Origin of the sequence: Labrys miyagiensis, assembly GCF_030160835.1 — a bacterium.
GTDB classification, from domain to species: domain Bacteria; phylum Pseudomonadota; class Alphaproteobacteria; order Rhizobiales; family Labraceae; genus Labrys; species Labrys miyagiensis.
Genome location: NZ_BSPC01000005.1, coordinates 203,211 through 228,633 on the forward strand (window position 1 = coordinate 203,211; position 25,423 = coordinate 228,633).

22 protein-coding genes are annotated in these 25,423 nt (G+C 65.4%); 8 read left to right on the plus strand and 14 right to left on the minus strand.

Features of this window, described 5'->3' with window-relative positions; genetic code table 11:
* Nucleotides 1–16: 16 nt before the first annotated feature.
* The 8 genes from QQL24_RS01685 to QQL24_RS01720 form a co-directional block, all read right to left on the minus strand.
* Nucleotides 17–1,234 carry a nitrate/nitrite transporter gene (locus QQL24_RS01685; RefSeq protein ID WP_284310142.1) on the minus strand — a complete coding sequence of 406 codons (1,218 nt, stop codon included), beginning with the start codon at nucleotides 1,232–1,234 and terminating at the stop codon, nucleotides 17–19.
* Between the two features lie 378 nt (nucleotides 1,235–1,612).
* The gene (locus tag QQL24_RS01690; RefSeq protein ID WP_284310143.1) at nucleotides 1,613–2,527 is read right to left on the minus strand and encodes a glycerophosphodiester phosphodiesterase; all 915 of its coding nucleotides are present in this window, start codon (nucleotides 2,525–2,527) and stop codon (nucleotides 1,613–1,615) included.
* A complete protein-coding gene (locus tag QQL24_RS01695; RefSeq protein WP_284310144.1) occupies nucleotides 2,520–3,590 on the minus strand; it encodes an ABC transporter ATP-binding protein in 1,071 nt (356 codons plus the stop codon). Before QQL24_RS01695 ends, QQL24_RS01690 begins: the two co-directional genes overlap by 8 nt.
* A 20-nt stretch (nucleotides 3,591–3,610) precedes the next feature.
* Nucleotides 3,611–4,432: an ABC transporter permease gene (locus QQL24_RS01700; protein WP_284310145.1), complete on the minus strand. Its 822-nt coding sequence runs from the start codon at nucleotides 4,430–4,432 to the stop codon at nucleotides 3,611–3,613.
* On the minus strand, nucleotides 4,429–5,298 hold the full coding sequence (locus QQL24_RS01705) for an ABC transporter permease (RefSeq protein ID WP_284310146.1): 870 nt from the start codon (nucleotides 5,296–5,298) through the stop codon (nucleotides 4,429–4,431). Before QQL24_RS01705 ends, QQL24_RS01700 begins: the two co-directional genes overlap by 4 nt.
* A gap of 12 nt (nucleotides 5,299–5,310) precedes the next feature.
* Nucleotides 5,311–6,453: an extracellular solute-binding protein gene (locus QQL24_RS01710; RefSeq protein WP_348536424.1), complete on the minus strand. Its 1,143-nt coding sequence runs from the start codon at nucleotides 6,451–6,453 to the stop codon at nucleotides 5,311–5,313.
* 139 nt (nucleotides 6,454–6,592) lie between these two features.
* Nucleotides 6,593–7,873: a CmpA/NrtA family ABC transporter substrate-binding protein gene (locus tag QQL24_RS01715; RefSeq protein ID WP_284310148.1), complete on the minus strand. Its 1,281-nt coding sequence runs from the start codon at nucleotides 7,871–7,873 to the stop codon at nucleotides 6,593–6,595.
* A gap of 10 nt (nucleotides 7,874–7,883) precedes the next feature.
* Nucleotides 7,884–8,471, minus strand: coding sequence for an ANTAR domain-containing response regulator (locus QQL24_RS01720; RefSeq protein WP_284310149.1), 588 nt, complete (start codon nucleotides 8,469–8,471; stop codon nucleotides 7,884–7,886).
* Between the two features lie 136 nt (nucleotides 8,472–8,607).
* Between QQL24_RS01720 and QQL24_RS01725 the strand changes: the two genes are divergently transcribed.
* On the plus strand, nucleotides 8,608–9,243 hold the full coding sequence (locus QQL24_RS01725; RefSeq protein WP_284310150.1) for an HAD family hydrolase: 636 nt from the start codon (nucleotides 8,608–8,610) through the stop codon (nucleotides 9,241–9,243).
* A gap of 537 nt (nucleotides 9,244–9,780) precedes the next feature.
* On the plus strand, nucleotides 9,781–11,313 hold the full coding sequence (locus QQL24_RS01730; RefSeq protein ID WP_284310151.1) for a winged helix-turn-helix domain-containing tetratricopeptide repeat protein: 1,533 nt from the start codon (nucleotides 9,781–9,783) through the stop codon (nucleotides 11,311–11,313).
* 213 nt (nucleotides 11,314–11,526) lie between these two features.
* On the opposite strand, the gene QQL24_RS01735 is transcribed toward QQL24_RS01730, so the two are convergent.
* Nucleotides 11,527–12,414, minus strand: a complete 888-nt coding sequence (locus tag QQL24_RS01735) for a DMT family transporter (RefSeq protein ID WP_284310152.1) — start codon at nucleotides 12,412–12,414, stop codon at nucleotides 11,527–11,529.
* A gap of 568 nt (nucleotides 12,415–12,982) precedes the next feature.
* Between QQL24_RS01735 and QQL24_RS01740 the strand changes: the two genes are divergently transcribed.
* Nucleotides 12,983–13,276 (plus strand): hypothetical protein, encoded by a 294-nt coding sequence (locus QQL24_RS01740; RefSeq protein ID WP_284310153.1) that lies wholly within the window; start codon nucleotides 12,983–12,985, stop codon nucleotides 13,274–13,276.
* A 25-nt stretch (nucleotides 13,277–13,301) separates the two neighbouring features.
* On the opposite strand, the gene QQL24_RS01745 is transcribed toward QQL24_RS01740, so the two are convergent.
* The 3 genes from QQL24_RS01745 to QQL24_RS01755 form a co-directional block, all read right to left on the minus strand.
* Complete coding sequence (locus QQL24_RS01745) at nucleotides 13,302–14,534, minus strand: NAD(P)/FAD-dependent oxidoreductase (protein ID WP_284310154.1); 1,233 nt, start codon at nucleotides 14,532–14,534, stop codon at nucleotides 13,302–13,304.
* Nucleotides 14,534–15,910, minus strand: coding sequence for an NAD(P)/FAD-dependent oxidoreductase (locus QQL24_RS01750; protein ID WP_284310155.1), 1,377 nt, complete (start codon nucleotides 15,908–15,910; stop codon nucleotides 14,534–14,536). Before QQL24_RS01750 ends, QQL24_RS01745 begins: the two co-directional genes overlap by 1 nt.
* Nucleotides 15,911–16,526: 616 nt before the next feature.
* Nucleotides 16,527–17,093, minus strand: coding sequence for a hypothetical protein (locus tag QQL24_RS01755; protein WP_284310156.1), 567 nt, complete (start codon nucleotides 17,091–17,093; stop codon nucleotides 16,527–16,529).
* A gap of 217 nt (nucleotides 17,094–17,310) precedes the next feature.
* On the opposite strand from QQL24_RS01755, the gene QQL24_RS01760 reads away from it, so the two are divergent.
* The 5 genes from QQL24_RS01760 to QQL24_RS01780 all read left to right on the plus strand — a co-directional run bounded on the left by QQL24_RS01760 (nucleotide 17,311) and on the right by QQL24_RS01780 (nucleotide 23,499).
* Nucleotides 17,311–17,583 carry a hypothetical protein gene (locus QQL24_RS01760; protein ID WP_284310157.1) on the plus strand — a complete coding sequence of 91 codons (273 nt, stop codon included), beginning with the start codon at nucleotides 17,311–17,313 and terminating at the stop codon, nucleotides 17,581–17,583.
* A 221-nt stretch (nucleotides 17,584–17,804) separates the two neighbouring features.
* Nucleotides 17,805–19,100, plus strand: a complete 1,296-nt coding sequence (locus tag QQL24_RS01765; RefSeq protein WP_284310158.1) for a chloride channel protein — start codon at nucleotides 17,805–17,807, stop codon at nucleotides 19,098–19,100.
* Between the two features lie 15 nt (nucleotides 19,101–19,115).
* Nucleotides 19,116–20,522, plus strand: coding sequence for a class II fumarate hydratase (gene fumC / locus QQL24_RS01770; protein WP_284310159.1), 1,407 nt, complete (start codon nucleotides 19,116–19,118; stop codon nucleotides 20,520–20,522).
* A gap of 51 nt (nucleotides 20,523–20,573) precedes the next feature.
* A complete protein-coding gene (locus QQL24_RS01775; RefSeq protein WP_284310160.1) occupies nucleotides 20,574–22,202 on the plus strand; it encodes an NAD-dependent malic enzyme in 1,629 nt (542 codons plus the stop codon).
* 25 nt (nucleotides 22,203–22,227) lie between these two features.
* Nucleotides 22,228–23,499 carry a threonine/serine exporter family protein gene (locus QQL24_RS01780; RefSeq protein WP_284310161.1) on the plus strand — a complete coding sequence of 424 codons (1,272 nt, stop codon included), beginning with the start codon at nucleotides 22,228–22,230 and terminating at the stop codon, nucleotides 23,497–23,499.
* 7 nt (nucleotides 23,500–23,506) lie between these two features.
* Here QQL24_RS01780 and QQL24_RS01785 read toward each other — a convergent pair whose 3' ends face one another.
* The gene (locus QQL24_RS01785) at nucleotides 23,507–24,106 is read right to left on the minus strand and encodes a 4-vinyl reductase (protein ID WP_284310162.1); all 600 of its coding nucleotides are present in this window, start codon (nucleotides 24,104–24,106) and stop codon (nucleotides 23,507–23,509) included.
* Between the two features lie 14 nt (nucleotides 24,107–24,120).
* Entirely contained in the window at nucleotides 24,121–25,395 is a 1,275-nt protein-coding gene (locus tag QQL24_RS01790; protein WP_284310163.1) for a metal-dependent hydrolase family protein, read from the minus strand.
* Nucleotides 25,396–25,423: the final 28 nt, after the last annotated feature.

The window sequence follows — 25,423 nt, forward strand, 5'->3', positions numbered from 1 at the left end:
CCTGTGGCTGGTGAGGTCAGATCCGGGCCGCGGCGATGCCGTTCTCGGCCGTCCAGGTCGTGCGCCAGCGGCGCTTCACGCTGGTGAGGGCGGCGAGAGCGAGGGCTGCGAGGGTGGCGAAGATCAGGAAGCCGGCCTGGTAGCTGCCGGTGATCTGCTTGGAGAAGCCGAGGCTGGAAGCAAGGTAGAAGCCGCCGACACCGCCGGTCATGCCGACAAGGCCAGTCATCACGCCGATCTCGGCGTGAAAGCGCTGCGGCACGAGTTGGAACACCGCGCCATTGCCCATGCCGAGCGCCAGCATGGCGACGACCAGGATGGAGAGGCCGAGCCAGAGCGGGCCGAAGCCGAAGCTCGCCAGGATGAGAGCGACGACCGCCACGGCGTAGAGCCCGGTCAGCATGCGGATGCCGCCGAAGCGATCGGAGAGGGCGCCGCCCACTGGCCGCACCAAGGAGCCCGCCAGCACGCAGGCTGCCGTGCAATAGCCCGCGGTCACCGGATCGAGGCCGTATTGCGAGTTGAAATAGAAGCCGAGCGAGGAGGCGAGGCCGGAAAAGCCGCCGAAGGTCACGGCATAATAGAACATGAACCACCAGGCATCGGGCTGGCGCAGCACCTGGGCGTATTCGGCGAAGGATTTGGCGGCGGGCTGGTTCGGGCTGTCCTTGGCGCAGGCGAGATAGACGGCGAGCGCCAGCATCAGCGGAAGGGCGGCGAGGCCGATGACATTGTTCCAGCCGAAGGCGGCGGCCAGCGCCGGCGCGAACAAGGCAGCGAACACGGTGCCTGAATTGCCGGCGCCGGCGATGCCCAGCGCCACGCCCTGATAGCGTGGCGGGTACCAGCGCGAGGCGAGCGGCAGGGCGACGGCGAAGGAAGCACCGGCAACGCCGAGGATCACGCCGAGCGCCAGCACCTGGCTATAGGAATGGATGCCGAAATACCAGAAGGCGAGAAGCCCGGCGATAACCACGAGCTGGGCTATGATGCCGGTGAGACGCGGGCGCAGCCGGTCGACCAGCAGGCCGTTGACCACGCGCAGGAAGGCGCCGGCCAGCACGGGCAGCGCCACCATCAGGCCCTTCTGGGCCGGGTCGAGTTGGAGGTCGTTGGCGATCTGCACGGCCAGGGGTCCGAGCAGGATCCAGACCATGAAGCTCATGTCGAAATAAAAGAAGGCGGCCAGGAGGGTGGGCCAATGCCCGGCCTTGAGGAAATCTCGCGTCTTCATCGTTCCGCTCCGCGTGCTGATGGCGAAAACAAAAAGCCGCCGATCGATCCCCAGCCCTCGGGCTGTGCCAATACGGCAAACGGGATCGATCGGCGGCGCTGCCGTTCTGCGTCCGACACTGGACGCGGGGCCTTTCAGCCCGGAATTTGAATGTGAGCCGCCTGGCGGGCCTTCATTGGCCGATGCGGCGAATGTGAAAGGACCATGCCTTTCATCCTGTACAACTTTAGGGGAAAGGTGCTTTTTTGAGCAAGATGAAATTTTGTGCGCCGCAGCATGGAGATGCTGATATTTTTGGCGTGGTGAGGATTTGAGCGGCACAAGCGCCCCAAAAGGGGTGCGATTTGCCGAAATCGGGCGTTGGCCCTTCCGAAGCCGTCATTCCGCCCGTGTCGCCAAGATCCGCTCCGCAGCCCGTTGGCCCTGCTCGAAGCATGCCTGCAGTGCAATCGGTTCGTCCGTGGTGATCTGGTCGACCTTCAGGTCGACGAGCCTGCGGAGCGATCGTTCGGCCTGCGGGTGCGAGAGATTGAGCGTATAGGCGTCGATCAGCTTGCCGGCGGCATGGAAGGCACGAACGATATCGTGACCGGTTGCCGCGGCCTTCAGGATGATCCCGTAATCGAGATAGATCGTCGAAGCCGCGGGCGCCCTCCGCAACGCCTCTGCGACGAACACCTCGAAATCCCTGTAACTTTCGAGGCGCTCCATGGCCTTGTCACCGCAAGGATCGAAACCGAGGGCAAGCTCCTTCGCCCCAGACTCCTTCGTTGCCTGCGCGAGACGGCCGACCGCCTCCCAGTCATGGCCGGACAGGATGAAGCGCGCCGCAACCGGAGCGATGGCGCGGCCGAAATTCCTGGCGAGCGTGGGGGAGATGGCGGCGGCATCTTCCTTAAGGTCGAGCTGAACCAGTGCTCCGGGCGCGGCTTCGCGTCCCGCGAGGTCCGCAAGATCGTTCAGCAGCAGAAGGCGCTCCGATGTCGGGTGCCCGTCCGCTCCGCGCCGGTGCAGACGGCGCAGTTGCGCCTCGGTGGCGGTGGCGACCGGGCCGGAGCCCGTGGTCTCCCGGTCGAGGGTCTCGTCATGCTGCACGACGAAACCCGCCTCGCCATGGGCGCGCAGATCGACCTCCGATGATGCACCCGCCGCCAGGGCTTCGGCCAAAATCGCAGGCGTGAACGGGATATCGTCAAGGCGCCGCCTCATGCGATGCCATTTGAGACGAACGCGATGCGCGCCACTGAGGAGGCAAATACCGTCCGCCTTCCTTGGACCATCGGCCTCAGCCATGCAGGCGTGCTCCCGGATGGAAAGGCCGGGCCGCATGCACCGCGCCGCCGGCGTCGAACGCAACCATGGCGCTGACGGCCAGCCAGATGCGGTCGCCTATGCGGCAGGCTTCGGTCTTTCCCATCTGGGCCTTGACGATCTGCCCGTTGCCGAGCCGGACATCGACCATCCGGAATGCACCCAGGTCAAGAATCCGCTCGACCACGGCGGACAGGCCCGCGCCTGGAGCATGCGACAGTCCGATATCCTCGGGCCGGATGGCGAGCGCATAGGGCCCATCGCTTCCGTCGACCGCGAAGGACTTGCCGTCGACCGTTGCAGCGCCCGCCGAGACGGTCGTCTCCATCATGTTCATCGTCCCGATGAATTCCGCCACGAAGCGGGTCACCGGCTGGGCATAGATGGCGGATGGCGAGCCGATCTGTTCGACGCGGCCGGATTTCATCACGACGATACGGTCGGCGAGCGTGAGGGCCTCTTCCTGGTCGTGCGTGACGAAGAGGGTGGTCAGGCCCAGCCGCTGCTGGATGCCGCGAACCTCCTCGCGCAGCCTCACCCGCAGATGCGCGTCGAGCGCCGAGAACGGCTCATCCATCAGCAGGATCTTCGGGGTGAGCACGACGCAGCGGGCGATCGCCACCCGCTGCTGCTGGCCCCCGGAAAGCTGGCCGGGATAGCGCCTTTCATAGCCGGCCAAGCCCACGAGTTCGAGCACCTCGGACACCTTGCCGCGAACGGCCTCCCTAGCGAAGCCTCGCAACTTCAGGCCGAAGGCGATGTTCTGGAAGACCGTCATGTGGCTCCAGAGGGCATGGCTCTGAAAAACCATGCCGGTCGGCCGCTTGTCCGGCGTGAGATGAGCGACATCCTCGCCATCGATGACGATGCGGCCCGAAGTCGGTGTTTCGAAGCCGGCGATCATGCGAAGCACCGTCGATTTGCCGCAGCCGGACGGACCGAGCAGGCAAAGCAGCTCGCCATCGCCGATCGAGACCGAAACCTCCGAGACGGCCTGGGTACTGGAAAAATTCTTGGTCAGGTTTTCGACGATGAGCTTCGACATGCGCTTAGCCAGGATTCCGATCAGCCACCGAGACCGCCGGCAATCGCGCGGGCGCTCAGAATGTTGCGTGCCAGGAGCAGCGCGATGAAGGAGGGCACCCAGAGAAGCACCGAAAGCACGGCGCCGTACTGGACGACGAGTTGATTGTTGATCAGCGAGATCATCAGAATCGGCATGGTGCGGATATGGGGCGCCCCGATCAGGAAGGCGCCTTCGGTTTCGTAGAATGTGCCGACGAAGGTCAGTAGCAGCGCCGCGCCGATGGCCGGCCCTGCCTGCGGCAAGGTGATCGAAAAGAAGGTGCGGGCTGCCGATGCCCCCACGTCGCGGGCGGCTTCCTCCAGCCGGCGGTCGATGTTCTGGAAGGCACCGACCGGGATCCAGATCATCAGCAGGAGCGTGTTCACGAGCTGGATCAGCACGACGCCTGCAAAGGTGCCGATCAGGCCAAAGGAGTACATGATCGTGGCGATGGCGATATAGAGCCCGAATTTCGGAAAGGCCTGGGTGGCCAGGAAGGAAAGCAGCAGAGCCGACTTGCCCGGAAATTCCAGCCGGGCGAACGCGTAGGCGGCCGGCAGGCAGATGAGGGCCGAAAGCGCCGTCACCACGGCCGAGAGCGCGAGCGAGGTCCGCAGCGCCGTCCACACATCGGCGCGGGACAGCATGGCGGACCAGAAACGCAGGCCCCATTGCGTGGGGATCAGCGATGGGTAGCGCCAGACCTCGGCGAAGGCCCAGAGAAACACGGCGGCGATCGGCACGAGAATGAAGAGGGTCAGCAAGCCGGCGAGCGAGACTCCCGGCAGCAGGCTCGCAAGGGAACGCGACCGCCCCGTCATCGGGCCGCCCCGTGCGAGCGTGCAACGGAGCGCACATAGACAATGCCGACAAGGGCGCAGATGAGGAAGCTCACCACGGCCTGTGTCTGGGCCTGGGCCGGGTCCAGCACCTGCGTGAAGGTGCGCTGCATGAACACACCCATCATCTCGGGCGAGGCCGGACCGAGCACATAGGGCAGCGTGAAGGCGCCGAACGCGCCCAGGAACGACAGCGAGAAGGCGACGATGAGCGAATTGCGGATCTGGGGCAGGATGATGCCGGTGAGGATGCGCAGGCGGCCGGCGCCGACATCGCGCGCCGCTTCGACCGCCGCATCCTGGATCTGCGCAAGGCCGGAGAGCAGGACCAGCAGGGTGAGGGGCATGCCCTCCCAGACTAGGCCGATGATCGTGCCCCAACCGGTCAGATAGGGCGAGCGATAACCGTCCACGCCGAGATGATGCAACACGGTCGCCAGCGTGCCGTTGGGGCCCATGAAGCGGATCAGGGCGTAGGCGATGATGATGCCGGGCACGAACAGCGGGAACACGGCGATGCTCTGCACGAAGGCCGGCAGGCGTCCCTGCGAGAAACGCAGATAGAGCGCGATCGGCAGGCAAAGCCCGAGCAGCAGAACGGCGGTGATCAGCGTCGTCTGCAGGGTGAACAGGACATTGCCGATGCTCAACGGATCCGACAGGAACACGCGGTAATTCTGCAGCGACCAGTCGCCATCGCCGCTCACCCGCAATGTCGAGAGAATGGCGCTCAACGCCGGTAACAGCACGAAGAGCAGGACGAGCAGCACCGGCGCGGCGACGAGCGCAAGCCCGACAGGGACATGCCGGGCTTGGGATTTCGACCCCGAGAAAGGAAGCGCCGTCATCGCGATGCGATGTCAGCTGCGCTGCAGATTGGGTGCAACATTGCGATACCAGCCGTCATTGACGGCCGCCTCCCAGTCGCCCTGCGGGAAGGTCGGGATGGCGGTCGGGATCACGTCGGCGAATTGCTGGCGCAGCGCGTCCGGCAGGAACTTCCAGTCCACGCCGGGGAAGCCGCCGAGATCCTTGAGAACCGAGGTTTGGACTTCTTCCGAGAGCAGGAAGTCGGCGAAGAGCAGCGCGCCATCCCGATGCGCGGCGATCGAGGGAATCACCGAGGCCGAGAAGCCGCCGCATAGCGCCAGGTCCTGCAACTGGACCAGCTTGATGGTGGGCGGCAGGACGCCCTGCGAAAGTCCCTGCAAGGCCTGGTCCGACCAGGCGGGCACCATGGAGACGACGCCATTGGCGAGCAATTGCAGCGAGGCCGTGTTACCCGCCGCGTAGGTGCCCTTGCCATAGAGCGAGGGCGCCAGATCGCCCAGCAAGGCCCAGGCCGGAGTCAGCCGCTTCTGCGCCTCCTCCTTGGAGAAATTGTCGATCTTGAAGACCTGCGGATCCCGGCCGTTCACTTCGTGGATGGCACGGCGGACGAAATTGCCGCCCGAACCACCCTTGTCCGGGCGATTATAGATGAACTGGCCAGGATTGGCCTTGATCCAGGCGACCAGCGCAGTCCAGGTCCTGGGCAGGTCGGCCGGCGATATCTTGGCCGAATCATAGGCCAGCAGGACCTGCGAGCCGCGGTAGGGCATCGAATAGGGCGACTGGATCGCCAGTCTGTTCACGCGGGCGTAGTTCGGCACGATCGAGGCATCGAACCTGGTCCAGAGGCCGGCTTCGATCCCGCCCTTCGGCAGGTTCGGGTCGTGCTCCTCGGCGAAATCCATCTGCGGATCGGCCTTGGTCTGAAGGGCGGCGAGGGCGCGCTGCGCCACGGCGTCGAGTCCGCCGTCGCGAGCGATCACCACATTGATCTCGTATTCGGGATGCGCTTTCTCGAAGGCCGGCTTCACCACATTGGCAAGCCAGTCGGAGATGTTGGCGTCGCTATCGGTGAAGATATCGAGCCTGGTTGCTGCCAGAGCGCTTGTGGCAGGTAGCATTCCAACTGTGGCAACTGCAACACTGATAGTCAAAAAGGCGCGACGATCGATCATGGACCTGCTCCGTCTGCGGGGAAATTTACCGAGGCGAAATCTAGGGTCGGCCGATGACGTTCTCATGACGTCGGTGGGCGGCGTCAGGCCGCTCATCGAGCTCGCGCAGCGGTGATAGGTAATTTGGGAGCTCGATCTATCGGGCCAGAGATGAGCCTGCGATGCCGAATGACCTGATATAAGCCTCCACCTCGTCCGGATCGAACAGCCTGCCGTCGAAGAAGCCGTCCGGGCCGAGGATCATGGTGCCGTTGCGCGAGGCGACCGGGGTCGCCGTCTGCAAGGCGCCTTCCACCTTGGCGCTGGCACGGGGCAGGTCGATGCCGGTGCCGGCCAGCGCCGCGCGGAAGAGATCCGGGCGGTAGACCTGGCGTGCCCGGGCGGCGAGCTCGGGCGAATAGTCCGTCTGGCCCCAGCGCACCATCTGCGAATAGAACCACAGCGCGTGGCTCTGCCAGGGGAAATTGGCGGCATGGTCGTGGAAGACGAGGAAATCGGCGATGCCGGTGGCGGCTTCGCCTTGCCGTCGCGCCAGCCGCCCGCTCAGCGCCCTGGCGATGGTCTCCGAGGGCACGCCGAGAAGGGCTGGCGCGGCCAGCAGGCGGGCAAGCTCCTCGCGATTGTCCGGATCCCCAGCCCATTGCGCGGCCTTGTAGAGGGCACGCAGCAACGCGGCCAGCGTGGCGGGCGCGCGCTCGGCGAAATCGGCGCGGATGCCCAGCACCTTCTCCGGCCCCTGACGCCAAAGGGCGGATTTGGTGACGGCGATCACGCCCGCCCCCGCCTCCACCGCAAGGGAATTCCAGGGCTCGCCCACGCAGAAGCCATCGATCTGCCGCTCCAGCATGGCGTCCACCATGAAGGATGGCGGCAGCACGATCAGGCGGATGTCGCGGTCGGGATCGATGCCGGCCGAGGCCAGCCAGTAGCGCAGCTCGTAATTATGTCCGGAGAAGGGATGGACGACAGCGAGCGTCAGCGCCGGTCGCCCTGCCTCGCGCAATCCCGCCACCACGCGGGCGAGGGCCGCTCCCATTGCGGCCGGATCCGCGGCGAGCGTGGCGCCTTCGGCCTCCATGGCGGCGAACACCGCCGGCGAAAGCGTGATGGCATTGCCGCCAAGTCCGAGCGAGAAGGGTGCGGCCATCGGCACCTCGACATGACCGATACCGAGTGTCGAGGCGATCGGCATCGGCCCCAGCATGTGGGCGGCGTCGAAATGGCCGAGCATGACGCGGTCGCGGATATTGGCCCAGGAGGTCTCGCGCGCCAAAGTGAGCGAAAGGCCTACATCGGCAGCGAAGCCCTTCTCCTTTGCCACCACCAGGGGCGCGGCGTCGACGAGCGGGATAAAGCCGAGCGTCAGTTCGGCCTTGTCACCAGCCTTGTCCCCGCCGCCCTGTGGCTTGACATCCATCGCTACGCTCCTAGCCCAGTAAGTTGGCGGCGGTGACGAGGCTGCGCGCCACCTCGGCGACGCGCCGGCTCTCGTTCATCGCCGTCTTGCGCAGGAGGGCATAGGCTTCCTCCTCACTGATGCCGCGGCTCTTCATCAAAATGCCCTTCGCCTTGTCGATGACCTTGCGATCCTCCAGCGCCTGCCTGGTGCGGTCGAGTTCCTCGCGCAGGCGGTGAAAGGCGTTGAAGCGGCTGATCGCCATGTCGAGGATCGGCTTCACCCGCTCCTTGCGCAGGCCATTGACGACATAGGCGGAGACGCCGGCATCGATGGCCGCCTCGGTGGAAGCCTTGTCCGACTGGTCGACGAACATCACCACCGGCCGGTGCACGCTGCGGGACACCTGGAACATCTGCTCGAGCACGTCGCGATTGGGGTTTTCAAGGTCGATGAAGATCACGTCGGGATCCGCCTCGACGATCTGACGCAAAAGCTGGCGCATCTGGGTAATGATGGTGACCCGCTCATGTCCCGCCTCGCGCAGGCCCTCTTCGATCACGGATGCCCTGACTGCATTGTCGTCGATCAGCAGGACATGAAGAGGCGCGTCGGTCATGGCGCCAGTGTCAGGCAGGCGCCGGAGGGAGGCAAGGCACGAAATTAGGCAGAGGTCACCACGAACGCGCCGATCCATTGACGCAATGCGTGTTTATGCGTATTCGTGCACAAACACGCATTCCGAGGAGACGCGCATGCAAAACCCGATCAAGGCCGTGGTCTTCGACCTCGGCGGTGTCCTGATCGACTGGAACCCGCTTCATCTCTATCGCCAGCTCCTCCCGGACGAAGCAACGGCACGGCGCTTCCTCGACGAGATCTGTACGCCCGACTGGAACCGTCAGATGGATGCCGGCCGGCCCTTCGCCGAGGCGGTGGCGGAGCTCTCCGGCCGCCATCCACAGCACGAGGCGCTGATCTCCGCATTCCACACGCGCTGGCCGGACATGCTGGGCGGCGCGATCGAGGGTACGGTCGCGATCCTCGACGAGCTGCATGGCGAGGGCGTGGCCCTGCATGCCATCTCCAACTGGTCCGCCGAGACCTTTCCGGTCGCGCGCGAGCGCTATCCCTTCCTCGCCCGTTTCGATGTGCTGATCGTCTCGGGCGAGCGCAAATTGGCCAAGCCCGATCCGGCCATCTTCGAGCTCTTCCTGGCGGAAGCGGGCCTGCTGGCGGGCGAGTGCGTGTTCATCGACGACAATGCCGACAATATCGCCACCGCGGCGCAGCTCGGCTTCCATGCCATCCGTTTCCACGACGCCGTAGAGCTTGCCGTAGAGCTGCGTCAGCTCGGCCTGCTTGGCTCCGCTGGCCCAACGACGCCCTGAGGCGCCAACCTACCCTTTGGCGAACAGGATGGTCGTGAAGTTGAGGCGAACCGTCTGCAGTGCTTGTTGTTTTCCTTGGTTTAACTCTAAGCTCCCATCGGTGAGAACACCTCTAAGTGAGATGGGAGGGAGGCGAGACATTGTTCTAAATAACCGAGCGAAAAACGCTTTGATACTAGCGGATTGCTTGGTAACCCAGCATGAATTCCACAACCACTGGTTGTCATTGAGCGATTTCACTCCTAAATAACGATCTGGGCGCTAGAGTGTCACCAGATACTGAGCTGCGCGGGGGGCGCGGTTGACATGTTATGCCCGATCAAGCCGGTTCGGCTCTCAGACCCGTTTTCGCCGGTGGCCAATCCGGCCACCTTTCCCGGGCCGCGGCTTCATGGCCTGCCGAGCCGCCCTGGATGAACCCCGTCTTCCGAGGTCCTCATGTCCATCATCTGGTGGATGTGGTCGGCCGCACCCTCCAACAGAATCGAGGCAAAGGCCGGACCAATGGCCAGACCGAAAGCACCGAGAGGGCTCATCATGCAGCAGGAGCTGACCTATCGACTCGGCGAATCCGTCTTCAACGTCAGCCGGGGAACGCTCTACCGTGCCGGCGAGCTGGTGCTGCCGCGACCCAAGACCTTCAAGCTCCTGGCCTATCTCGCCCGCAATCCCGGCCGTGTCGTTGGCAAGGACGAATTGCTGGACGTGGTCTGGCCCTCGACGACGGTGACCGATGACTCGCTGACGCAATGCATCCGCGATGCGCGCAAATGCATTGGCGACGAGCAGCAGCAGATCATCCGCACCATGCCGCGGCGGGGCTACATGTTTCAGCCGTCCGGCGCTCTGGCTGTTGGGCCAGCTTCGGTGGAACTGCCGGACGGGCTGGAGAGACGCCGGGCCGAACCCTGCATCGCCGTCTTTCCCTTCCGCAGCCAGGCCCTGGACGAGGCGCTGAAATCCACCTTCGACGCGGTGGCGGAGGAGATCACCCTCGCGCTGTCCTATTTCAGGACCCTGTCGGTGCTCGCGCATTATTCGACGATCGCCTTGGCCCGCACCGAGCCCGACGGGATGCAGGCGGCTCTCCAGGAGGCCGGCGTCGATTTCGTGGTAGAGGGCCGGATCGATGGCGGCGACCCGCTGTTCAACGTGGTGATCACCCTGTCGGATACCCGCTCCGCCCGGCGGCTCTGGACGCAGGCCTTTTCCTTCGAAGCGGACGCTGTCTTCGATTTCCACCAGACGGTGGCCAAGCGCATCGCCTCTGCTCTGGTCTTCAACATCGAGAGCGCCGCCGCACATCGCTTGGAGCCGGCGCCGGCGCGCAATGTCGGGGCCTATACCCATCTCATGCAGGCGCTCTGCCTCCTGCGGGCCAATGGCGAGGACGCGGCCGAGCGGGCTCGGGCTCATCTATGGGAAGCCATCGCGCATGACCCCCAGTCAGGCCTTGCCTTTGCCTATCTCGCCTGGACCGACGCGGTGCAGAACGGCTATGGCCGGACCCCGCCGGAACGGCTCGACCAGGCGCTCGACCATGCGTTGCGCGGCGTGTCGCTCAGCCCCTACGAGGCGCGCTGCCATCGTATCCTCGGCCTGACCCTGATGTTCCGCCACGATTTCCCGGCGGCGGAATCGCATTGCCGCAAGGCGCTGGAGCTCAACCCCTACGATGCCGACAGCATCGCGCAGATGGGCCGGCTGAAGGCGATAAGGGGGAACCCTGCCGCCGGGCTCGAACTGCTGGATTGGGCGATGCAGCTCAATCCCATCCATCCGCCCTGGTATTATCTCGATCGCGGCGTGGTGCAGCTACTGCTTGGGCGCCATGGCGAAGCGGCCGAAACCTTCGCGTGCATGCCGCCGAGGGACGTAAACCGCTGGGCCCTGCTGTCCGTCTGCCAGGCCCTGCAGGACAATAGGGAGGCCGCCGCAGCCAGCGTCCGCCAGGCGCGGGAGCTGGAGCCGGGCCTGAGCGCTGCGACGATCCGGCAGGTCATCATGCTCGAAGGCGAGGCCGACAATGCCTGGCTGCGCGCGGCGCTTGAGAAGGCGGGCTGGGTCTGAAGCGCGATGCTCTTGAAGGGGCGCGCAGTTTGGGGGGCGGGTCTTCAGACCCGGCCTTCTTGGGGGCGGTCCCGACGAGCCGGGTCTGAAGACCCGCCCCCCCAGTGCGTTCGCTTCATCCCATGGCCTCCCCATGCTCCGGGCTTAACCCGAGGCGCACAGCGTGTTGAGAGGTGGTTATTTGAGGTGAGGGCGAAGCGCAAGCTGGCTGGGCTAGCTCGCGGGTGCCGGGCCTGCAGCCTCCCGCGGCTGGCCGGCGATGGCGAGATAGACGATGGCGGCAAGCACCATCGTCCCGCCGAGTGCGGCGACGACGTTCAAGCTCTCGCCCAGGAACAGCACCGCCCCGGTGGCACCGAATACGCTCTCGCCGCTGACGATCACGGCGGCGTGGCTGGCGGGCGTGAAGCGCTGGGCGATGGTCTGGATGCCGAAGGCCACGGCCGTCGAGAAGATGCCGAGCACCGCCAGTTCGGGCGCCGCGGCCCAGGCGCCTTGTGGCGAGAAATTGCCGTAGAGGGCGCCGAGTGGCAGCGCCACGATGGCGCAGCCGAGGAACTGGGCGGTGGCGGTCGAGACGGCGCCGCCATGGTTCTGCATATGCCGGCCGAGCTCGACCATCCACAGCGCGTAGCACACGGCCGAGAGCAGCGCCGCCATGTCGCCCGAATTGATGGCACCCGACATGCCGCCCGACAGGAGCAGGATGCCGATCAGCGTGAGGCTGGCGGCGAAGGCGACGACGATGGTCGGCTTCTCGCCGATGACCAGCCAGGCGGCGAGCGGCGTCATCACCGTGCAGGTGTTGACCAGGAAGCTCGCATTGGTGACTGTGGTCGTGAGATAGGCTGCCTGCTGCAGCACGATGGAGATCGAGAACAGGGCGCTCACCCGTGCCAGCGAGGCCCAGTAGCCGGCGCCGACTCGCCGGCGCCGCTCTATCAGCAGCAGCGGCATGACCAGGAGGCCGCCGATCAGGCAGCGCGAACCGACCGCGCTGAAGGGGTCGAGATGCTCGAGCACGGTTTTCTGAGCGACATTGCCGAAGCCCCATAACGCGGCTGCGAGCAACAGCAGGCAGTTTGCCAGCATTCTCGACATGGGCGCTCCTAAAGCAAAATGCGCTCGGGCAAGACCGGATTTCGAAATTAACTCACTGATATCAAGCGCATTTTGCGATTCTTGGTGCGCCGCTCTGAAAGTAAAACGCTCTCGCCGTGAGGCCGCCCGTTTCATCTGGCGGCCCAACATCCCATTGCTTGCCCGCGTCCCGTCTCCTCAGTGAGAGCGGGCCACCCGAAGCGACAGCGTGCCAATGCAACCCCTGCGGGCCGGGGTTCCGCGGGGGATGCCAGGGCACGCTGTCTTCAGGCTGGATCGGCCGGCGCGCGGCCATCCTCCCTGTTCGCTAGAGCAAAGCGCGATCAAGCGTGAACGCTTCTTTGCTCTAACTCTTTGTTTCGACGCGTCTTTGCGATTCTTGCCGATTCCGTCAAATCGCAAAACGCTTTAGCGCCGGGACCGGCAGATCCCGGCGCAAACTTTGCCGTCAAGCAATGGGATGGTGGCAGAGGTCATCGGGCGAGTCCGGAAGCGGCGCTGAAATAGTTCTGAAACTTGAATGAGATCAGGGCTCTCGCAGCGCGCATAGGGCCGCGGACTTCACCGAGTGGCATCACCCAGCAAAGGTGTCGTTTGCGAGAGTGTCGATCCCGCTCGGCGCTACCGCCGGCCCGACGTCCTTCCAACCGCCGATTGGAACCGCGCCCGCCACGCCTCCGACACCTACGAGGCCGATAGACCCGCCCCTGGCATCAGCCGACGTCGCGATCTCTCGTCCGATGCCGCGGGCGGCGCCAAAGGCGGTGATCTCGTCGAGGGTGGAGAGGCCCATGCTGTGGCCCGCGACATCTTCCAGGAACTGGCAGAAATAGGGGCTGCGCGAGACGCCACGGTCGATTGAGACGATGCGTGTCGTCGAGGCAGATCTATTGGCTGTCGACGCTGAGCGTGAGGTCGGTCGCCTCGTCGGGAAGAGCGATGCCGGCGATCGGAATCAGGATACGTCGCTCCGGAGCACTGTCGATCGCACGCGACCATATCGTGTTATGTTTTAATGAAAGTCTCAATGTTCCCTGCAGCTTGGTGCTGAGACGGACCTGTAGATCGGGGAGCGCCAGCCGCATGGTGCCTCGGCTGATCTCCTGCGGCATCACCAGCTTGATGCCCTCACCAGCACGAATGCGGATGGTTCGTTCTCGATCGGGAAGGCCCTGCCTGATATCCGCGAACACACTGGCGGCAATGCGCTTTCCCTCGGCCCAGCACCAGCCGGCCGTCTCGACCGGGCGCAGCAGGTTCCCCGCCGCGAAGACCGAGGCCGAGGAAGTCCGGCCGAAGGCATCGACCACCGGTCCGCCGCTGGCATCGTCGATGGCGAGACCGGACATCCGGGCGAGGGCGGATTCGGGCGTGAAGGCGCCGGTGAAGAGCACGCCATCACAGGCGATGGTGCGGGTCTGCGTACCGCTCCGGATCGTCACGTCCGAAACGCGCCCCTTGCCGCCGATGCCGTCGATGGTGGTGCCGTAATGGAGGGGTACGCCCAGGAGGCGCGGCAGCAGGGTGACGGGGAAACGGGCGGTCGGCCGATCGTTTGGCTCGACGACAGCAACCGGGCGGATGCCGGCGGACCGGCAGGTCAGCAAAGCGGACATCGCCACCAGTTCCGTGCCGACGATCACCGGTTGCTTGAAGGGCACGAGTTTTTGGAGATGCACATAGGCTTGCAGGGCGGCGGTGTTGAGCACGCCGAGCGGGCGCTCTCCGGAGACGAGCCGGGCTGAGCGCGGCGTTTCGCGCGCGCCCGTCGCCAGGACGATGCGGCTGGCCTGGACGCGAAGCCGGCCGTCCGGCGAGATGGCGGAGACCTCGCCCTCGCTGACCGAGAGCACGGAGTGGCGGGTGCGGATATCGACGCCGGCCTCCTTCGCCTCTGCCTCCAGCCGCGCCACATAGCGCGTTCCGGACAGAATCCGCTGGAATTCCCGCATGCCAAAGGGTGAATGGCCGCAATGGCGGGGAATGCCGCCCACGACGGAATCGCGTTCGAGCAGGATCACGCGGGCGACGCCGAGCCGCTTCAGCGCCGTGGCCGCGGACAAGCCGGCCGGACCACCGCCAACCACCACCACATCGGCCTCGACAATCGCCTCAACCATCAGCGGGCCTCCCCGGCGTCGAGGGAGACGGGAAACCGGCCCCGGGTCAGGCTCGCCAGGCGCGCACTGCAGTTGAAGCCCTGGCAGCGTCCCATGGCGCAGCGCGTGCGGCGTTTGAGGCCGCCGAAATCGCCGGCCGGCAGCGGCCGTGCCAGGGCGGTCTCGATCTCGCGGCGCGTCACCAGCTCGCAATGGCAGATGATCTCGCCATAGCCGGGGCTGGCATAGTCGCGCGGCATGTGCTCGGTGAGGTTCGGCACCACGGGGATGCTGGGGCTGTCGACAGGCGTGCCCTTGCGGCCCCGGCTGGCATAGAGGCCGAAGACATAGCGGGCGATGCCGAGCGCCGCCGACAGGCCGGTTGAGCGGATGCCGCCGACGCTGATCCAGTTCTGGCCGGGCTTGGCAGTGATGCGGTAATCCTTCTTCTCCGTCGCCGGTCGCAGGCCGGCATAGCAGGCGGTCACCGGCATATGGGCGAGAGCAGGCAGGATCTCGACGCCGCGGCGGATCAGCGCCTCGAGCTGGTCATGGTCCACCTCGGTGCGCTCGCGGTCCTCCTGCTCCTCGGCCGTCGGGCCGACGAGGAGATTGCCGAACACCGTGCGCGTCACCACCACGCCCTTGGTGCGCTCGTTCGGCACCGGCAGGATGACGGCGGAGGCAAGGCCATGGGCGGCCTTGTCGAACACCACGAACTGGCCCTTGCGGGGGCGGATCTCGAAGTCGGAGGCGCCGAGCAGGAGCTTTTCGATCACATCGCCCTGGTTGCCGGCGCAATTGATCACGAGGCGGGCGGAAAGGGTCCCGGTGCTCGTGTCGATGTGCCAGGCCTCACCATCGAAGGTGCCACCGGTCACGCGGGTGTTGAGTTGCACCGTGGCGCCATGTGCCATCGCCTGCTCGACATAGGCGAGGAAGGGGCTCCAGGGATCGATCAGCGCCTCGTCGGGCACGTGCAGCGCTGCCCGGGCCTGCGTCGAGAGCTGCGGTTCCATTGCGCGCAGCCTCTCCTGGCCGACCAGCGCGACATTGCCGATGCCGTTGCCGAGCGCCTGGGCGCGGATGCCCTCCAGCGCCTCCTCCTCCGCCTCGCTCCAAGCCACTACCAGCGCGCCGCAGCGCAACAACGGCAGGCCCATCGCCTCGCGGATTGCCAGATATTCGGCATGCCCGGCCTTGATGCAGGCGAGCTCCAGGCTGCCCGGGGGCGCATCGAAACCGGTATGCAGGATGGCGCTGTTCGCCTTGCTGGCGCCGGAGAGGATGTCTGAGCCGGCCTCGATAAGCGTGACACCTATGCCTTCCAGGGCAAAGCGCCGGGCCAGCGCGCATCCCACCACGCCGGCGCCGATGATGGCGACATCGCTGACCATTGCAAAGCCTCTCCCCGAAACGCCGCGCATCTCAGCAAATCCTCGGCTGCTTCGCCAGCATCCTTGCTGGTACGGCAGCCACAATTTGCCGACTTCGGTTGGGCGAGATGAGACGATCAAGGAAGAGCCGCACCAATTGCGCCCCTCACTCGTTTATGGCTGTCGCATTCAGGCATCTCAATGTTGTCGGCTACGGGGCAATTGCCTCACACCCATGCCGCCGTCGCCATCGTTGTTGCGCTCGCAACGAAGGAGGAGGCCGCGCTGGGTCTGTCATCCTTCATGCCGCCCTGACCTGAAATGATTGTTTTGAACATAAAAAGAACAGGTATTGACTTTCGTTCGCTCCCATGTTTTATTCCCTAACGGAATGAGGCGTCAGCGGTCGGTGTATGATCAACCCGGCTCCGAACGCCTCCATCCACCCCGACAGCCTGTCCACGCGATAGGCGAACGCGGCGGTCCTGCTTCTCTCGAAGCCGGCCTCCAGGGGTGATGAGCGGGACAGAGGGATCGGCACCCCATGGAAGTGCCCTGTGATCCCTGGACGGAGCGTGAAGGGCTTGAGCCCGGCAACGCCTTCGTCCCCATCTCCCGCCGATGCGGTGAAGACGGCTCATGCCACTGTCCGGCCAGGACTGCAGCGCTGAGCCCCTTCACCGAGCCGGCTGGTCAGGTTCGGATGGTCCGTGCCATCCGCTCTTGGCTCGCCTCCGCCTTCATAAGGCGGAAAAACAGGTGGCCTTGCACGCCTTGTCAGCGGGCCAGGCAGCCGGAACGGGGCGATGGCGGCCTGCACCGACAGTGCGGCCTGCATCTTCCATGATTCTGCTTTCACGGCTGCTCCGCAGCCGCCATCGCCCGGTCTCTTCATCAACCCAGCCGAATGAGGCGTGGGAACGAGAGCGTTTGGAATGAGAGTGACGATGCGTCCAAACGCCAGGGCGAGACGGGCGGTTTCCAGGGAAGGCGCGACGCAAGCGTCACGCCCTGTCCTTACCCTTTCTATCTCGCCCAGCCGTCGTTTCCATCCGGACGCGCTCGCCATCGTCGCGCCGGAAAGCCTATTCGTTCTCGTGCGGGCCTCCGGCTCGGTCGTGACGAGGTCCGCAAAATCGAGGGGATGCGTGCCGTCATTCACGACGCTCGTCACCATCTTGAATTTCCCGTCGAGGTTGATCAACTGCGATCACGGCTCGGATAGATCACCGCACATCTGTGTTATCGCGGCGTTGTTGCCGAAAAGCGGCCTCTTTCCGCTGCGCAGGGTAGCCTGGCAAGAAGTCAGGGTGCCAATGCGAAACCGCGGATGTCCTCGTGAAATATCGATCCGCCGGAAGATCATCGGGTGACGCCATGACTTGATCTTGACCACCAACTGAACTCTCAGGAGACCTATCATGAGGAAGACCCTCGTCACCACCACTCTCGTTGCCCTGGCCCTGTCGCTGTCGGCCACCATGGCCGAAGCCAGTTCCGGCCGCACCGTGATCCCGCCCTCCCAGCAGAACTATACCGGCCGGCCGGAAGCGATCGATGCCATCGTCCCAGGCGCGGGCCGTGAAGTGATCCCGCCTGCTCAGCAGAACTTCCAGGGCAGGCCCGAAACTTTGCACTCGGTCGTTCCCGGCGCGGGCCGCGAGGTCATTCCGCCTGCAGAACAGCATAGCTGATCTTATCTGCCAGAGATGATGACCTGTCGGGCCCCCGATCGTTCGCGATCGGAGGCCCGACTGGTGTCTGGGGTCTAGTTTCGTCCCATCGCCACAGATTCCGCCGGCCTCTGCCAGGTCCCTCGATCCAAATTCTTGCTCGATGCCCCAACGGTAGTACCCCGGCGCCGGATTGAACCGGATCCGGATCCGGTGTTCTATCCCGCCGTGGAGACCAGACCATGTCCCCCTCCGGGAAGACTCCTCTTGCCAGACTTGCCGTGGTCACCGTGCTGGCTGGTGTCGGGGCAGGGCTCGGCGGCATGGCCCTGGCGCTGCTGCTGCATGTCATCCAGCACGTCGCCTATGGCTACAGCCTCGATGCCGTGATCAGCAGCGAGAGTTTCCTGCAGGGCGTGAGCGCCGCACCGCCCGCGCGTCGGGCTGCCGTTCTTGTCGTCTGCGGCCTGGTGGCCGGCGGAGGCTGGTGGGCGCTCTATCGCTTCGGCCGACCCCTGGTCAGTATCGGGAAGGCGGTGCGGGCGCCGGGCGAGGCGATGCCGCTGCCCGAGACGACCGTTCACGTCCTGCTGCAGATTTGTACGGTCGCCCTCGGCTCGCCGCTCGGGCGCGAAGTGGCCCCGCGAGAGATCGCCGCTGCCCTTACCGGCTGGCTGTCGCGCCAGGCCGGCCTCAATGCCGAAGAAGCCCGCATCCTCGTCGCCTGCGGCGCCGGCGCCGGCCTTGCCGCCGTTTACAATGTGCCTCTTGCCGGCGCCCTCTTCGTCCTGGAAGTGCTGCTGGGTACCTTCAGCCTGCCCGCTCTGCTGCCCGCTATCGTCACCTCCGGCATTGCCGCGCTCGTGGCCTGGATCGGCCTTGGCGATGAGGTGCAATATCCAGTGATGCCCTTCGGCATCAGCCCTTCGCTGGTGGTGTGGTCCATACTGGCGGGCCCGCTTTTCGGCGTCGCCGCTTACGGGTTCAAGCGCATCGCGACAGCGATGACCGCGCGCTCTCCCGAGGGTTGGCGCCTGGTGCCCTGGAACCTCGCCGTCTTCACGGGCATTGGCCTTGTCGCCATGAGCTTTCCACAGTTGCTCGGCAATGGCAGGGGACCGCTGCAGCTCTCCTTCGCCAACGATCTTTCCCTCGGCCTGGCTGCCACGCTGCTGGTGCTGCGCCTCGCCGTCACCCTGGCGGCGCTGCGGGCCGGCGCCAAGGGCGGCCTGCTCACCCCCGGCATGACGGTCGGCGCCCTGCTAGCCACCGTGCTGGGGTGCCTATGGACCCTTGCCTGGCCCGACGCTCCCCTCGGCGCCTTCGCCCTGATCGGCGCGGCGGCCTTCCTCTCCGCCTCCATGAACATGCCGCTGACCGCGATCGCCCTGATCCTCGAATTCACGCGTGTCGGCCAGGATTTTCTCTTTCCTCTCATTTTTGCCGTCAGCGGTTCCATCGCCGCCGAAAGGCTCTGCGCCATCACCTTCAGGGCCGCGCCGCAGCCGGTGGCCGTGCCCAGCGCTTCCCATCCCTGAACAGAGGAGAAGACGATGCCCGACATCCGCATCGAATCCGACAGTCTCGGTACGGTCGAGGTTCCGGCCGACAAATTATGGGGTGCCCAGACGCAGCGCTCCCTGGAGCATTTCAGCATCGGCAAGGACCTCATGCCGCGCGAGATGATCACCGCCTATGCCGTGCTCAAGCGCTCGGCCGCCCAGGCGAATCTCTCGGGCGGACGGCTCGACAAGGAGCGTCACGACCTCATCCTCAAGGTCTGCGACGAGCTGCTGGCTGGTCAGCACCACGAGATGTTCCCCCTGCATGTCTGGATGACCGGCAGCGGCACCCAGTTCAACATGAACGTCAATGAGGTAGTCTCGAACCGCTGCTGCCAGCTTGCGGGCACGGCGCTCGGCAGCAAGACGCCGGTTCACCCCAACGACCATGTGAACATGTCGCAGTCCTCGAACGACAGCTTCCCGTCGGCGATGTATATCGCGGCCGCGGTCGGCGTGACCGCGCGCCTCGTCCCGGCCGTCACCGAATTGCGCGATGCCATCGCGGCCAAGGCGAGCGGGTGGGATGACATCGTCAAGATCGGCCGCACCCATATGCAGGACGCGACGCCGCTGACGCTCGGCCAGGAATGGTCCGGTTATGCCGGCATGCTGACGGATGGCCTTGAGCGCATCGCCGACGCGCTGAAGGGCGTCTATCACCTGGCGCTTGGAGGCACTGCGGTGGGCACCGGCATCAATGCCGCGCCGGGCTTTGCCGAAGCCGTAGCGGCGGAGATCGCGGGCAACACCGGCTTGCCCTTCGTCACCGCCCCCAACAAGTTCACCGTGCAGGGCGCCCACGACGCGCTGGTGCAGCTCTCGGGCACGCTGCGCACGCTGGCGACCTCGCTCTACAAGATCGGCAACGATATCCGCCTGATGTCCTGCGGCCCGCGCGCCGGCTTTGCCGAGCTGATCATTCCGGAAAACGAACCAGGCTCCTCGATCATGCCCGGCAAGGTCAATCCCACCCAGGCCGAGGCCCTTACCATGCTCGCCGTGCAGGTGATGGCGAACGACGTTGCGGTCGGTTTCGGCGGCGCCGGCGGCTATCTGGAGATGAATGTCTACAAGCCCCTGATCATCGCCAACATCGCCCAGTCCATCACGCTGCTCAGCGATGGCTGCACCAATTTCCGCAAGTTCCTGGTGGAGGGTACGGAGCCGAACCGCAAGAAGATCGCCGAATATGTCGAGCGGTCCCTCATGCTCGTCACGGCGCTGGCGCCGGTGATCGGCTATGACAAGGCCTCGAAGATCGCCCACCACGCCATGGATCACGATCTCACGCTCAAGGCCGCGGCGCTCGAACTCGGCTTTGTCAGCGAGGCCGAGTTCGATCGGGTGGTCGATCCCGCCAAGATGGTGAAGCCTTACGTGGCCACGGCCGGCTGAGGGCTGGTCCTGTCCTTCAAGCGATTTCGATGATCATCTGGAGCCCATCCGATGTCCGACCAGAACTCGAATTCCGGCTATGCCCTCCTGCGCAATCCCCGCCTCAACAAGGGCAGCGCCTTCAGCGAGGAGGAGCGTCGCGCCTATGGCCTGGAGGGCCTGCTGCCACCCGTGCCGACCACCCTTACGCTCCAGGTCGCCCGCATCCATGCCGAACTCGGCAATCTCGACAATGACCTGCAGAAATATCTGCTGCTCTCCGACCTGCAAGCCCGCAACGAGACCCTGTTCTATGCGGTGCTGATGTCTGATCCGGCGACCTTCATGCCGCTGGTCTACACGCCCACGGTGGGCGAGGCCTGCCAGAAGTTCGACCATATCTTCAGGGCTTCCCGCGGCGTCTATCTGCCGATCACCGCGCGCGGACGGTTGAAGGAGCTGCTCGACAACTGGCCGATGAAGGATGTGCGTTTCATCGTGGTGACCGATGGCGAGCGCATTCTCGGCCTCGGCGATCTCGGCGTCGGCGGCATGGGCATCCCGATCGGCAAGCTCGCGCTCTACACCGCCTGCGCCGGCGTGCCGCCGGAATATTGCCTGCCGGTGACGCTCGATGTCGGCACCAACAATGAGAGCCTCCTGGAGGACCCGCTCTATCTCGGCCTGCGCCAGCACCGGGTGCGCGGGGCCGACTACATGGCCTTCATCAACGAATTCGTCCAGGCCGTGCAGGTTCTCTATCCCAGATGCTGCATCCAGTGGGAGGATTTCGCCAATATCAACGCCGTGCCAATCCTCGAAACCTACCGTGACAAGGTCTGCACCTATAATGACGACATCCAGGGTACGGCCGCCGTGGCGCTCGCGGGGATGTACGGCGCTCTGCGCATCTCCGGCCAGAAGCTCACCGACCAGCGCTTCCTCTTCCTCGGCGGCGGCTCGGCGGCCACCGGCATCGCCGAGCTGATCAGCCAGGCCATGGCCCTGGAGGGGCTCGACATCGCCGCCGCGCGGGATCGCAACACGCTGTTCGACATCAACGGGCTGATGGTCAAGTCGAGGACCGATCTCGCCGACTTCCAGAAGCCCTTCGCGCTCGATCATGCGCCGGTCTCGACCTTCGTCGAAGCCGTCCACGCTTTGCGTCCCACGGGCATCATCGGCGTCAGCACCGTACCGAAGCTGTTCAACCAGCGGGTCATCGAGGCCATGGCCGAGATCAACGAGCGGCCGATCATTTTCCCTTATTCCAACCCGACATCGCGCTCGGAATGCACGGCGGAGGAGGCCTATCGCTGGTCCGGGGGACGGGCGATCTTCGCCAGCGGCAGCCCCTTCGGCCCGGTCGAGATCGCCGGAAAGATCCTCGTCCCCGGCCAGGGCAACAATGTCTACATCTTCCCGGCCATGGGCATGGCGGTCTTCGCCACCGAGGCGACGCGCGTGACGGAGGAGATGTTCATCGTGGCGGCCAAGGCCGTGGCCGAGCAGGTCACCGACAAGAGCCTGGCGACTGGCCTGATCTATCCGCCGCAAAGCCAGATCTTCGAAGCCTCCCTCCATGTCGCGGCGCGCGTGGCGGAATATATCTTCGACCACAAGCTCGCGCGGATCGAACGGCCCGCCGACATTGGCAAGCTGGTCGCGTCCCGGGTCTATCATCCCGCCTACGCTGCGTGATGGCGTGGGACGGGGGATATCGACAATGACCGGCATCAGTGGGAATGAGGCGGCCGCGCCGGGCCGTGCCAAGGCTGACGACGCCCTGGCGCTGGTGCGGCAGGTGGTGACTCTCCTGTTCGAGAACGGGCAGACGACGGCGCGCACCGTCGAGGCGGCCGAGCGCATCGGCAAGGCGCTCCGCCAGGACGTAAGGGTGCTGCCGCGCTGGGGCGAACTTGCGATCGAGATCGAGGGGTCCGGGCGCCTCGACCTCACCGAAGCGCAGCCTGCCGGCGTCGACATGAACCGCGTGGCCCGCTGCATGGCGATGGTCGACGACATCGCCGGTGGCCGCATCGACGTCGCGGCCGCGCGGTCTTCCCTCATCGCCATCGCGCATCAGCCGCCGGCCTCGACCCCACGCTTTGCCGTCATGGCCGCTGCCGGCGCCGCCGCCCTCGCGGTGATCTTCGGCGAGACGCAGCTTCTCAGCCTCGCTTTGATCGCCCTGTCGACCGGCATGGGCGCGCTGTTGCGCCGGGGCCTGGCCCGGATGAGCCACAACCTCTTCGTCCAGCCGCTCTGCGCGGCGCTGCTGGCGGGCATCATCGGCGCTGTCGCCGAGCGGCTGCAGCTTTCCTCGGCCCTGCATCTCGTCACGGTCTGCCCCTGTATGATCCTGGTGCCGGGGCCGCATCTCCTTAACGGCGCCCTCGACCTCGCGCGCGGACGCATCCCGCTGGGCCTCGCCCGCTTCACCTATGCCGGCCTGATCATCCTGATGATTTGCGCCGGCTTGCTGGCAGGCCTCGCCCTTGGCGGCGAAACGCTCGACGTGCAGAGTGCCAGTGTCGCCGTGCCCTTCATCTGGGACCTCATCGCCGCCGGTATCGCCGTATCTGCCTTCGGCAGCTTCTTCTCCATGCCATGGCGGACCCTGCCGGTGCCGATCCTGATCGGCATGCTCGCCCACGCCTGCCGCTGGCTGCTGATCGCGAAGGCAGGCGCAGGTGTCGCACCAGCGGCCTTCGTCGCCTGCCTTCTGGTCGGCATCTTGGTCACCCCGATCGCCGACCGGCTGCGCGTGCCCTTCGCCGCCTTCGGCTTCGCCTCGGTGGTGTCGCTGATGCCCGGCGTCTTCCTGTTCCGGATGGCAGGCGGGCTGGTCGATTTCGTCGCCCTCGGCTCCAGGGCGCCGGCGGATCTTCTCGCCGGCATTATCGCAGACGGCGGGACCGCCTTGCTCATCCTGCTCGCCATGGCCTTCGGCCTCATTGTCCCGAAATTCTTCATCGAGCGCGTGTGGCCGGGGTGAGCCGGCCTCAAGCCTCCTGCGTCAGGCTTGCATCCCGGATCGCGCAGGGCTCCGCTCGGCAGGCGACGCGCGCCGATCTCTCCTTGGCGACGACATCCAGACGGCAATGCTCATGCCTGCCGTCGGCGCAGCACTGCACCTCCTCGCATTCGATGCGCTTCTTCCCGGCCTCCGAGCCGAGCAGGAAGTGGAAGGCGCCCGCGAGGAAGCCCTCGAACATGTAGCAGACAGGGCGGTCGGTGCGGTCGGCCTGTTCGAGCGCAAAGATGGAATTGCGCAGGCTGAGGCTCGCCCGATGGACGGCAAGATCGAGCTTGTCGACGCTGAACTGGCCCCAGCCCCGTTGCGACAGGCGCTCGAAATAGAACCGGAAGGTAGCCTCCCGTTCCATGCCGTATTTGGCGGCCGTGGTCTCGCACCAATGCACCGCCGACTTGCGCGTCGCCGCGTGCAGGATGGCGCGGTAGGTCTGGAGCCCGAGGGCCTGCTCGACCGCGACATGGTTGTTCACCAGGAAATGCCTGGGAAGATAGACCATGGGCAGCCCGTCCGTGCGCCAGATGCCGCTGTCTTCGTCGACATCGATCGCGACCGCCGGATTGCCCATGGCGAGAACCCTCCTCAGGCCGCTTTCTTCTGGACCGAGACGGATTTCGACTGGTCCTTGTAGAGCTCGCCATCCTTCATGATCACCACAAGGTTCTCTTCGTGCACCATCATGTCGAGGTCCTTCAAGGGATCGCCGTTCACCAGCAGGATGTCGGCGATGAAGCCTTCCTTGATCATGCCGAGTTCGTCGCCGAGACCCATGACCTGGCCGCCGAGGCGCGTGCCGCACTGCAGCGCCTCGCTGGGCGAATAGCCGAGCAGGTCGACGAAATGCTTGAGGTCGCGGGCATTGGTGCCCTGGGGGGTCTGGGCAAAGCCGTAATCGCCGCCGATCAAGGCGCGCACGCCGCGCTTGCGCAGTTCGGTATAGACGGCGCGGCTGTCGTCGAGGATGCGCTGCATGCCGAACTTCACTGCCATCTCATGGGTGAAGCCCCAGGGCTCGCCCTCATAGAGCGTACCATAGATGATGCCGATGGCCGGGCCGACGAAGATGCGGTCCTTGGCCGATTCCAGCATGTCCAGCGCTTCTTCGTCGGCGGATTCGCAGTGATAGATCACGTCGACGCCACACTTCACCGCGCGCTTGACCGAATTGGCGGCGCGGGCATGGCAGTTGATCTTCTTGCCGAAATCGCGGGCCACGGAGACAGCCGTGCGGACCTCTTCCTCGCTCATCACGGTGAGGCCACCATGGGCCGCCGGGCTGAGATCATCGCCCGAGATGTTGATCTTGATGTTGTCGGCGCCCTCGCGGCAGCACAGGCGCACCGCCTTGGTGATCTCCTCGACGCCGTCGGCGATCATGCCGAAGCTCTCATGATACATATGCTGCTGGCGCTCGTCGCCGAGGCCGCCGGTCACGGTGATCTCGGGGCTGCCGGCGCGCAGGCGCGGTCCAGGCAGGCGGCCGGCATTGATCTCGTTGCGGATCACGATGTCGAGGCGCAGCTTCGAGGTGGCGGCGCTGTAGGCGCTGGTGAAACCGTGGTCGAGCAGCGTCTTGGCGTTGCGCATGGTGAGGAGCAGATGCTCTTCCGGCGGGATCAGGCCGAGATCGGAATCCTTCACCGCGCCGCCGAAGGAGATATGGGCGTGGCCCTCGACCAGGCCGGGCAGCAGGGTCATGCCGTTACAGTCGACGACGGTGGCGCCATCGCCCGAGAGCTGGTTTAGCGTGTGGGCGATCGTCTTGATGCGCCCTCCCTCGACCAGGACATCGCCGGGAAAGCTTTCGGCGCCCGTCGCGTCCCAGACCTTGGCATTGCGAAATAGGACTCTTGTCATGACCATTGCCCTCTGTGGTTTCGATCAA

Excerpts from the sequence above, each read along its gene's own strand:
- QQL24_RS01730 (WP_284310151.1), top strand. The coding sequence starts at position 9,781 with ATGCAGCAGGAGCTGACCTATCGACTCGGCGAATCCGTCTTCAACGTC.
- QQL24_RS01690 (WP_284310143.1), bottom strand. The coding sequence starts at position 2,527 with ATGGCTGAGGCCGATGGTCCAAGGAAGGCGGACGGTATTTGCCTCCTC.
- QQL24_RS01785 (WP_284310162.1), bottom strand. The coding sequence starts at position 24,106 with ATGGGCAATCCGGCGGTCGCGATCGATGTCGACGAAGACAGCGGCATC.
- QQL24_RS01780 (WP_284310161.1), top strand. The coding sequence starts at position 22,228 with ATGACCGGCATCAGTGGGAATGAGGCGGCCGCGCCGGGCCGTGCCAAG.
- QQL24_RS01715 (WP_284310148.1), bottom strand. The coding sequence starts at position 7,873 with ATGGATGTCAAGCCACAGGGCGGCGGGGACAAGGCTGGTGACAAGGCC.
- QQL24_RS01745 (WP_284310154.1), bottom strand. The coding sequence starts at position 14,534 with ATGGTTGAGGCGATTGTCGAGGCCGATGTGGTGGTGGTTGGCGGTGGT.
- QQL24_RS01700 (WP_284310145.1), bottom strand. The coding sequence starts at position 4,432 with ATGACGGGGCGGTCGCGTTCCCTTGCGAGCCTGCTGCCGGGAGTCTCG.
- fumC (WP_284310159.1), top strand. The coding sequence starts at position 19,116 with ATGCCCGACATCCGCATCGAATCCGACAGTCTCGGTACGGTCGAGGTT.
- QQL24_RS01685 (WP_284310142.1), bottom strand. The coding sequence starts at position 1,234 with ATGAAGACGCGAGATTTCCTCAAGGCCGGGCATTGGCCCACCCTCCTG.
- QQL24_RS01720 (WP_284310149.1), bottom strand. The coding sequence starts at position 8,471 with ATGACCGACGCGCCTCTTCATGTCCTGCTGATCGACGACAATGCAGTC.
- QQL24_RS01775 (WP_284310160.1), top strand. The coding sequence starts at position 20,574 with ATGTCCGACCAGAACTCGAATTCCGGCTATGCCCTCCTGCGCAATCCC.
- QQL24_RS01790 (WP_284310163.1), bottom strand. The coding sequence starts at position 25,395 with ATGACAAGAGTCCTATTTCGCAATGCCAAGGTCTGGGACGCGACGGGC.
- QQL24_RS01750 (WP_284310155.1), bottom strand. The coding sequence starts at position 15,910 with ATGGTCAGCGATGTCGCCATCATCGGCGCCGGCGTGGTGGGATGCGCG.
- QQL24_RS01725 (WP_284310150.1), top strand. The coding sequence starts at position 8,608 with ATGCAAAACCCGATCAAGGCCGTGGTCTTCGACCTCGGCGGTGTCCTG.
- QQL24_RS01735 (WP_284310152.1), bottom strand. The coding sequence starts at position 12,414 with ATGTCGAGAATGCTGGCAAACTGCCTGCTGTTGCTCGCAGCCGCGTTA.
- QQL24_RS01705 (WP_284310146.1), bottom strand. The coding sequence starts at position 5,298 with ATGACGGCGCTTCCTTTCTCGGGGTCGAAATCCCAAGCCCGGCATGTC.
- QQL24_RS01760 (WP_284310157.1), top strand. The coding sequence starts at position 17,311 with ATGAGGAAGACCCTCGTCACCACCACTCTCGTTGCCCTGGCCCTGTCG.
- QQL24_RS01765 (WP_284310158.1), top strand. The coding sequence starts at position 17,805 with ATGTCCCCCTCCGGGAAGACTCCTCTTGCCAGACTTGCCGTGGTCACC.
- QQL24_RS01695 (WP_284310144.1), bottom strand. The coding sequence starts at position 3,590 with ATGTCGAAGCTCATCGTCGAAAACCTGACCAAGAATTTTTCCAGTACC.